The following is a 9415-nucleotide window of genomic DNA, read 5'->3' on the forward strand; positions in this document are numbered from 1 at the left end:
ACCTAAATCTGATTTTTTAAAGATGAAATAGATTGGCAAAAGCAATTATCAACGATAAAAAAATATATAATTTTTAATTCCTTTTATGACAATAATAATTTTATTAAAATATTAAAATAAACATTAATATTTTAATTTTAAAAAATGTATTTTTACCTATATGAATTTCCTTTTGCTTTTTATAAAAAAATAAGTTACAATTCTTAGTGAATATTTAATTATTATTTAGTTTAAGGAGAATAACAATCAAATGCGTAAATTAATCACTTTATTTTCAACACTTAGTTTACTTTCTTCTTCTGTGAGTACTATTGTGGCTTGTGGTACTGGAGATGGTTCAAAAATTCAAACAAATTTTGAAAACGAGCCATCAAACAAAGAAGGTGATCCGTTAGTTGATTATGTTTATAATAAATACTATCAATATGATACTAAACTTTTATACAAACCACTCGCTGCATTTATGCAACTAGCAGCAGACAAAATTAGAATTGATCGTAATGCATTAGAAGTTACAGATGCCGCTAGGGATTTTTATAATAGTGACCAATATAAATCAGGTAATTATGAGAGTATTAATTATAATGTTAATAATGATCCAGATAAAGTAATGAATGAACCATTTAGTTGTAAAGATGCAAATGGAAGTCTTTTAGTTTTTGGTTTAACTGATAATGATATATCTAAACAGCAATATTATGGTTATTGATATGTTACATATGAAACAGCAACAGAAGCAGAAAACCCTTCAAAAGTTGCTAAAACTAGTATTGTTTCACCAAAAATTACTGACTTTAAAGATGATAAAAATAAAACCATTATTAAAAAAGGTTGAATTCATTTATTCTTTATAATGAAAGATTCAAAAATGAACAAGACTTTTAAAATTGATTTTAATATTCAAATTGATGTAATTTTTAGTTTATGAGTTGATAAAAATAAAAAAGAAATAGTTATTATTAATCCAAATACTATTGATAAAGCTTTGGGTGATGTTGATTTTCGTAACCCAGATAAAGTGGTTCATGAAAGAATAAATAACATGGCTTTTTCAGAATTATAATGATAAATATTAAAATTGTTTGTATTGGCCAGTTGTCACAAACATATTGAAAATCAGCCGCCAAAGATTATTTAGAACGAATTAAAAAGCGAACTAATATTGAAACAAAAAATATTATCGAATCTAAATTAAATTCAATTCCTAATAATATTAAAATTGAAACTAATAAAATCACCGAATACATATCAAAGAATAATGATTATCAATGATTTTTATTAGATTTATCAGGACAATTAATAAGTAGTGAACAATTATCACAGATGATTAATAAAAATCAAATTTATCAACAAGGTAAAATTGGTTTTATTATTGGCGGTAGTAATGGTGTAGCACAAATATTAAAAGACAATATTAATTTAATTAAAATTTCCTTTGGTAAAATAACATTACCTCATCAATTATGTTATGTTGTTTTATTAGAACAAATATATCGTTCATTACAAATACTTAATAATCAAAGTTATCATAAGTAGTAGGTGAAAAAAATGTATAATAAAACTTTATTTGTTGATTCCTCATGATTAGAATTTTTTCAACAAGAATATAAAGAAGCATATTTTACTAAATTATTAGAAGATATTAAAAAGGAATATCAAACTTATCTTTGTTATCCTCAATGAGAAGAAATATTTCAAGCTTTTAAAATAACTCCTTTATCAAAGGTTAAAGTAATAATATTAGGTCAAGATCCTTATCATCAGCCAAATCAAGCTCATGGCTTAGCATTTAGTGTTCAAACAAATACTCCATTACCACCAAGTTTAAAAAACATTTTTCAAGAACTAAAAAATGATTTAAATATTGAAAAAGATAATGATGGTAATTTAACAACTTGAGCTAAACAGGGAGTTTTGCTTTTAAATACAACTTTAACTGTCAGACAAAGTCAACCTAATAGTCATTTACAATATCAATGAGTAACTTTTACTGATCATGTTTTATCATTTTTAAATTTAAACTGTACTAATCTTGTTTTTATTTTATGAGGTAAAAATGCAAGAAATAAAAAAATGCTAATTGATACAGAAAAACATTTTATTATTGAGAGTGCACATCCTTCACCTTTAAGTGCTTATAATGGTTTTTTTAATTCAAGACCATTTAGCAAAACTAATAATTGATTGATTTCAAAAAATAAAACTCCCATTAAGTGATAAAAATAAAAAAATACTAATTTTATTATATGTATTTAAGCAAACAATGTTATGATATATTTGTTAAAATTAATATAGTTTTAAAGAATATTTCGGGAATGGTGGTTATTTAAATGCCCAATAATTTAATATTTAATCACATATTTTCTCAACGATATGATTTAAATACCTTAAATTTATTTAGTAGATCTACAGCTATTTATTTAATTATTACTTTAAGTAGCATAATGTTAGCATATATTTTAATGAATAGTTTTTGAAAATGATTTCGTAAAGATAAATATAAAGGTGTTCGTTTTACTACTAAAAATATTGCTTATATAACAATGTTATCTTCAGTATCAGTTGTGGCAACTATTATTGTTTCTATTACGATACCCATTACAGTATTACCACCAATTAGAATTGCTTTTGAGGGTTTAATGATTAAAATAACCGGTTATATGTTTGGTCCAATTATAGGTATTATTTGTGCTGCAGTAACAGATATTTTAGTAATGTTATTTGTTCCTTCATATATTAGCGTTTATTATATGTTTTGTATTATTTTTACTGGTTTTTTGGCAGGAATTGCTGGAATATTTAAAGTAAAACTAAAAGATTATCCATGAGTTATTTTTGCTTTAATTAATTTTTTTATTATTTTCTTTGCTGGTGGCGGCATGTATATTGTTATTTCAGGTAAGCAATCATCATATTCTATGTCAGGAATTATTGTTAATAAATATGTTCTGGCTAGTATTATGGGTGGTAGTGGCATTATTGGCCTATTAAGTATTTATAGTGTTTTATTTTATTATTTATTGAAAAAAGAAATTTATAGAATTAAAGAAATTTTACCAATTATTTTATTAGCGGTAGTAGCTGAGTATGTAACAACAGTGCTTATAGCCTCCTATGCTGATATGACTTTATTTGATCCTAATGCCAAGGATTATGGAGTAACAGCAATTATGAGAATTGTGCAAGCACCTCTTAAAATTATAATTAATTCAATTATAATTTATGTGACTTGAAGAACCGTTAATCCTTTAATTAATATTGATAATAATAATTATTAAATAAAGGATTTTAAAAATATGAATGAAGAATTTTTTAAAAAAATATCTAAATATTCAAATAAAGATTGTTTAAAAAAATTAAAAATTATTAGTCCAAAATATTTAAACAATAATATTAAGTATATTCATGTAACTGGAACAAATGGTAAAGGTTCAGTATCGCGTTTAATTTTTGCTATATTATCACAAACCTTAAAACAAAAAATTGGTTTGTTTACTTCTCCCCATATTGAGTTTGTTAATGAACGAATTATTGTTAATGATAGAATGATTAGTAATCAAGATTTAGTTCGTATTAGAGACTTGATTTTTGATGATATTGAATATTATCAATTAGGTTTTTTTGGTATTTTAACTTTAATTGCATTAATTTATTTTCAAGAACAAAATGTGCAATGAGCAATAATTGAAGTTGGGATTGGTGGAAAAATTGATCCTACAAATATCATTGATGCAACATATGCTATTATCACTTCAATTGGTAAAGATCATCAAGATAGACTTGGTAAAACTACATCTGAAATATTACATCAAAAATTGGGAATAGTAAAACCAATGACAAAAAATCTTTTTATTTCAGGTAATTTAAATAATAAATTAAAAAAGCAAATTGATATGGAAGGTTATAAACCTATATATTCTCCAAGATTAATCAACCAACCATACTATCAAGAAAATAAAAAATTAGTTTTAACAGTAATTTCAAAAACATTTTTAGAAATTAATATTAAACAAGCTTTAAAAATCATTAATGATACTAATATTAGATTACGATTTGAGAAATATCAAATTAATGATAAAACTATTTATTTTGATGCTGCTCATAATATTGATGGTATTAAAGCATTAATTAAAACGCTAAAAATTAATAAAATTATTCCTCAACAAATTATATTTTCTTGTTTAAAAAATAAATATCCACAAAAATTAATTAGTTGTTTAAAAAAAGTCTCAGATAATATTATTATTTGTAGTAATAGTAATTTAAATAGTATTACTGGTGAATTTTTTGATTATCAAAAAATGATTGAATGTAGCCCTCATAAAATAATTTTAATTACGGGTTCTTGTTATTTTTTGGCAGATGTTTATAATTATTTAAGAACAAAGAAAATAATTATGATAAAAAAGGGTGGTAATTAAATGAATGTGTTGTTATTGAATATAATTAGTGGACTGTTAATTTTAATTACTTTTTTATTGATCACAGTTTTTGATTATAAAGATAATAAAAAAAAGATAAAGCAAATAAAATTTATTTGCTTAAGTGGAATAATGTTAGCATTAGCTGTTTCTTTAAATACAACAGGTGCTTTAATGTTAAAAAGTTTACCATTTTCTAAATATTTTGAAATTAAATTGGGTAATTTTATATTAGTTTTAATAGGTTTCTTTTGTGGTGGAATATTAGGGTTTCTTAGTGGTATTGCCAGTGATTTTTTAGGTTTATTATTTAGTACTAGTGGTGCATCACCATGTTTATTTTTTACTTTTACTAGTATTTTATGATGTATATTACCTTACTATTTAGTATTAAATTTTAGTAAAATTTATTATAGTAAAAAGACAATTTATTGATATTTGCCAATTGCTTATGCTATTACTTCATTAATTATTACTGGTACTGATCCTATTGCATTAAAAATATTATTTCCTGGATTACCACCTTTATGATTAATGTATTTTCCATTAAGAGTTATAAAATATCCTATTGATTTAACGGTTAATGTTTTTTTAATTATTACTTGTTATTCTGCATTAAAGAAAACTTTAAATTTAGAAAATCAATTTAAAAAATATTATTTCGCTACAGATCCGCAATCTTTACAATATAATAGAGTACCTGAAGAATAAACCAAAAAATAATTATTTAATTAAAATTTCTGATATTTTTTGTAACATTTTTAAATTTATCTCTTTATTGAGAATATATTAAATTAATAGTAATTTTTTAATATTACTATTTTAATTTTAATAGCATGTTTATTTTTATTGATATAGAAATCATGTAAAATGATTGTATTAAAATAATTAAAGATTAGGTGGTAAAGATATATGAAGAAATTACTAAGTAGTCTAGCAGTAGTAACTTTAATTGGAGTAACAAGTATAAGTGTCGTCACTTGTGGTGGAGAAAGACCTTCACCAGTAGAAAAAACTGATTTAAATACAGTTATTATTAAAAAGGAATTAGGTATTATTTACATTGGTCAATTGGACAAACCAAATAAATCTGAAATTTTAAAAGCCATTAAAGATAAAAATAAAGAAGCAATTGATCTAACTGAAGATGATTTTGATATTAAAAGTTTTATTGACACTACAAAAATTATTATTAATGGTAAAGGTACTTATAAAAACGAAGTTTCTTTATCTTGTACTATTACTAATTTTAAAAAAATTTCTAATTGAGAAGATAATAATGGTGCAGTTCATGCTCTAGTAAATATTAATGGTGTGCTTTATGTGGGAACATCAATTTTTGGTAAAGGAAATTTATATAAAAGTAATAGTGATGGCAAATTTGAATTAATGAATAATTGAAAACAAGACAATGGTGCAGTTTGGGCTTTAACAAATATTAATGGTGTACTTTATGTAGGAACATCAACTGCTAATAAAAAGGGAAATTTATATAAAATAAATACTAATGATATTAATGCTAAGATTGAGCCAGTTTCTACTTGAAATAATACTAATGGTGAAGTTTCAAGTTTAACAAATGTTGATAGTACACTTTATGTAGGAATAACAAATAATAATGGTGAAGGAAAAATATATAAAAGTAAAACTGATAAAAGTTTTGGATTGATGCTTGGTTGAGAGAGTACTAATGGTGCAGTTTGAAGTTTAACAAATATTAATGATACTATTTATATAGGAACAATAACTTCTGCTAATAAAGGAAATTTATATATAACTGAAAAAAATAAAAACATAAAAATGATATCTATCAAAAATTATGAAATTTCAAATAATTAATACTTTTTTAATTATTAATGATTCTCTTTGTTAAAGAGAGTTTTAAATTTAAAAAATTATTTTGTTACAGATTGATATTCTTTACAGTATAATAGAGTATATGAAAACTAAACTTTATTAAGAAGGGTTAATTAAATGATTAAAATTTATGATAGTTTTTCACAAAGATTGCAACTGCTTGCCACTAATAAAAAGCAAGTTAATATGTATTTATGTGGTCCTACTGTTTATAACTATATTCATGTTGGCAATATTCGTGGTGTGCTTGTTTTTGATGTTTTACATCGTTTGTTAATTCATCAAAATTATAAAATAAATTATGTTCATAATATTACTGATATTGATGATAAAATTATTAAGAAAGCTGCGGATTTAAAAATAACAGAACAACAAGTTACTGAAAAATATACGTTAGCATATTATGAAGACTTAGAAAAATTAAATATTATTTTTCCTACAAAATTACCAAAAGTAAGTGAATATATTTCAAAGATTATTGAATTTATTAATAAATTAATTATTAAAGATTATGCATATGTTACGGCTGGTGATGTTTATTTTAAAGTTAATAAGTTAAAAGATTATGGAAGTTTGGCACATAAAAATATTGAAGATTTAATTCCAAATTTTAGAATTAAAAATTTAGTTACTAAAGAAAATAATCTAGATTTTGCTTTGTGAAAATCAACAACAATAGGTATTAGTTGAAATAGTCCGTGAGGAAAAGGAAGACCTGGTTGACATACTGAGTGTGCTTGTTTTGTTGAGGATTTATTTAATGGTCAAACTATTGATTTACATGGTGGTGGTGTTGATTTAAAATTTCCTCATCATGAAAATGAACGAGCTCAATTTGTTGCAGCTAATAATAAAAAAATGTCAAATATTTGATGACATAATGGTCATGTTAATATTGCTAATGAAAAAATGTCAAAATCTTTAAATAATTTTATTTTGGTTAAAGAATTTTGTCAGCAACATCATCCGAATGTATTGCGATATTTAATATTAAATCGTGATCATCAACAACCAATTGATTTCAATAAGGAAACAATTGAAAATGGATTAGTGTCAACAAAAAAATATGAAAATGTTTTAAAACAATGAACATATCAAATATTTATTAACAATATAATATGTAATAATAATCATCATTCAATTTATTATCAACAAATTATTAAAAATTTATCAAATAATATTGATACAACTAATACTATTACTTTAATTGAAAATATGATTAAAAAATTAAATGAAGCACTTATTAAAAAAAATTTTAATGAAGAATTTCAAGAAATTTTTTATACTTTTACCTTTGCTTTAAAAATATTAGGATTTGATTTTAAAGTTGGTAATTATTCTGAAAAGATTAAAAATAAAATTAAAATATGAGAACAACTAAAAAAGGAAAAACAATACCAAGAAGCTGATAAAATTCGTCAAGAATTAAAAGATTTGAATATTATTTAAAGGAGCAAAATTATGGCATTACAATATATTTATGGTTATCACCCTATTATTGCTGCATTATCAACATCATCATTAATAAAAATTAAAAAAGTTTTTTTAGTTCAAGATAAGTACCAAGAATTAAAAAAAGATTTAAAAAGTGTAAATATTCCTTATGAAATTATTAGTGGAATGGCAACACTTTTTAGGACTATTTTTTGGTAGACATTTGTTGTTGATATTTAACTGGAGTTAAGTAGTTTAAAGTGCTGTGAATTCTTATATTGTTATATCAATTGATGTAATCAAATAATTCTAATTTTAATTGGATTAATGATGTAAAATTTTTATCATTAATAAATTCGGTTTTAAAACTTTTAAAAGTTGCTTCAGCAACAGCATTATCATAAGGACAACCTTTTTTACTTAAAGAACGGTTAATGTTGAATGCTAGTAAAAGTTTATCAATAATTTTATTGTTAAATTCATTACCGCGATCACTATGAAATATTTGAATATCTTTTAAACAGCGATTTGATTGCATAAATGCTTGATGTACTAATGATGCATCTTTTGGACATATTTCAAATGTGGATATAATTTAATTTTCTTTAAATAAAAGATAAAATAAATTATTAATTGTTGGTATAATTATATACCTTTTTATAGATTTATTCAAGTATTTTAGTATTTTATTTTTATTAATATAATTTAAAAATTCCTAACTATTTAGGTTTAGATTTATTAAATTTTATAAATTTAAACAAACACTTTTAATTTATTAATCCTTGCTTGTTTTAATTTTAATAAATTAAAAAATGCTTCTTTTGAATAAATTTTTGCATTATTATTAGATATAGATTTTATTAAATGATAAACATCACTTTCAGCACTACAACCTATATTTCAAATAGCATTTTGATTTTTAATACCTTCTTTATTATTTTTAAAATATTCATATATTTTTTCATCAGCATTATTTTCTTTTAAATAATCTAATAATTTATAATAACAACCATTTAAAAATAATTCATAATATGCATAACTTAATTTTTTATTATTTTCTTTTGTTCTTTTACCTTTTCCTACAATAAATACTTGTTTTAATTTTTGTAATGGATGTCATTTATCTACAGCATAATCAATTTTTAAATAATTAGCAGTAGATTTAAGATAAGTTGCACCATCACCAGTTAATTTTAAATTTTCATTAGTATAACCAATAAAAATATTATCTAAATTAGTTATTATTGATTTACCAAATTCTTTTTTAGTAATTCTTTGACCTTTTCTAGTTGAAATAACAAAAATATATTTATTTTCTAAAACATGTCTATTATCAGTAGATTTTTCTAAATCAAAACCTAAACTAATACTTACCGTTCTGTGTCTAAATTTTCTTTTTTGCTTATTATCAATTAAATTATTATATGATTCATCTGATTGTATATAAATATAATCAGTTGGTAATATTTGTCTTTTTTCTTTTGGTAATTCTTGAACAAATATAATAGTTTCTTTTAATCTTCTACAAATAGTTGATAAAGATATATTTATTTTTAAATTATGTTTAATTATAGGATATGTAATATTATTTAAATCTGCATTAATTATTATTAATTTATTAACTCAATTTGTATAATTTTTATATTTATCAATATCAATATATGTTCTTGTTGGAGTTATAATTTCATTTGTTAATTTATTTT

The 9415-nt window shown here is 22.4% G+C and carries 10 protein-coding genes and 1 pseudogene; 9 read left to right on the forward strand and 2 right to left on the reverse strand.

Translation table 4 applies throughout. The features are described 5' to 3' along the window. Positions 1–250 precede the first annotated feature (250 nt). From M0D11_RS04365 to M0D11_RS04405, 9 genes are all read left to right on the forward strand, one after another. Complete coding sequence (locus tag M0D11_RS04365) at positions 251–1063, forward strand: hypothetical protein (RefSeq protein WP_252320437.1); 813 nt, start codon at positions 251–253, stop codon at positions 1061–1063. Continuing rightward, on the forward strand, positions 1063–1536 hold the full coding sequence (locus M0D11_RS04370; protein ID WP_252320439.1) for a 23S rRNA (pseudouridine(1915)-N(3))-methyltransferase RlmH: 474 nt from the start codon (positions 1063–1065) through the stop codon (positions 1534–1536). Before M0D11_RS04365 ends, M0D11_RS04370 begins: the two co-directional genes overlap by 1 nt. Positions 1537–1548: 12 nt before the next feature. After that, on the forward strand, positions 1549–2220 hold the full coding sequence (locus M0D11_RS04375; RefSeq protein WP_174481457.1) for a uracil-DNA glycosylase: 672 nt from the start codon (positions 1549–1551) through the stop codon (positions 2218–2220). 110 nt (positions 2221–2330) lie between these two features. Continuing rightward, entirely contained in the window at positions 2331–3278 is a 948-nt protein-coding gene (locus M0D11_RS04380; protein WP_252320441.1) for a hypothetical protein, read from the forward strand. Between the two features lie 18 nt (positions 3279–3296). Further along, positions 3297–4421 carry a bifunctional folylpolyglutamate synthase/dihydrofolate synthase gene (locus tag M0D11_RS04385; protein WP_252320443.1) on the forward strand — a complete coding sequence of 375 codons (1125 nt, stop codon included), beginning with the start codon at positions 3297–3299 and terminating at the stop codon, positions 4419–4421. Beyond that, positions 4422–5132: an ECF transporter S component family protein gene (locus M0D11_RS04390; protein ID WP_252320445.1), complete on the forward strand. Its 711-nt coding sequence runs from the start codon at positions 4422–4424 to the stop codon at positions 5130–5132. A 201-nt stretch (positions 5133–5333) separates the two neighbouring features. Continuing rightward, positions 5334–6260, forward strand: coding sequence for a hypothetical protein (locus M0D11_RS04395; RefSeq protein ID WP_252320447.1), 927 nt, complete (start codon positions 5334–5336; stop codon positions 6258–6260). A gap of 135 nt (positions 6261–6395) precedes the next feature. Beyond that, complete coding sequence (cysS, locus tag M0D11_RS04400; protein WP_252320449.1) at positions 6396–7727, forward strand: cysteine--tRNA ligase; 1332 nt, start codon at positions 6396–6398, stop codon at positions 7725–7727. 12 nt (positions 7728–7739) lie between these two features. Next, complete coding sequence (locus M0D11_RS04405) at positions 7740–7931, forward strand: RNA methyltransferase substrate-binding domain-containing protein (RefSeq protein WP_252320451.1); 192 nt, start codon at positions 7740–7742, stop codon at positions 7929–7931. Here M0D11_RS04405 and M0D11_RS04410 read toward each other — a convergent pair. Both M0D11_RS04410 and M0D11_RS04415 read right to left on the reverse strand, forming a co-directional pair. Next, positions 7918–8280, reverse strand: a pseudogene (locus M0D11_RS04410) (IS3 family transposase); the annotation flags it as partial. The gene M0D11_RS04405 and the pseudogene M0D11_RS04410 overlap by 14 nt on opposite strands. 185 nt (positions 8281–8465) lie before the next feature. Then, a partial coding sequence (locus M0D11_RS04415; protein ID WP_368862538.1) for an Mbov_0401 family ICE element transposase-like protein occupies positions 8466–9415 on the reverse strand: 950 nt, incomplete at its 5' end.

The organism is Spiroplasma endosymbiont of Lariophagus distinguendus (genome assembly GCF_023846195.1).
Taxonomy (GTDB): Bacteria; Bacillota_I; Bacilli_A; order Mycoplasmatales; family VBWQ01; genus Spiroplasma_E.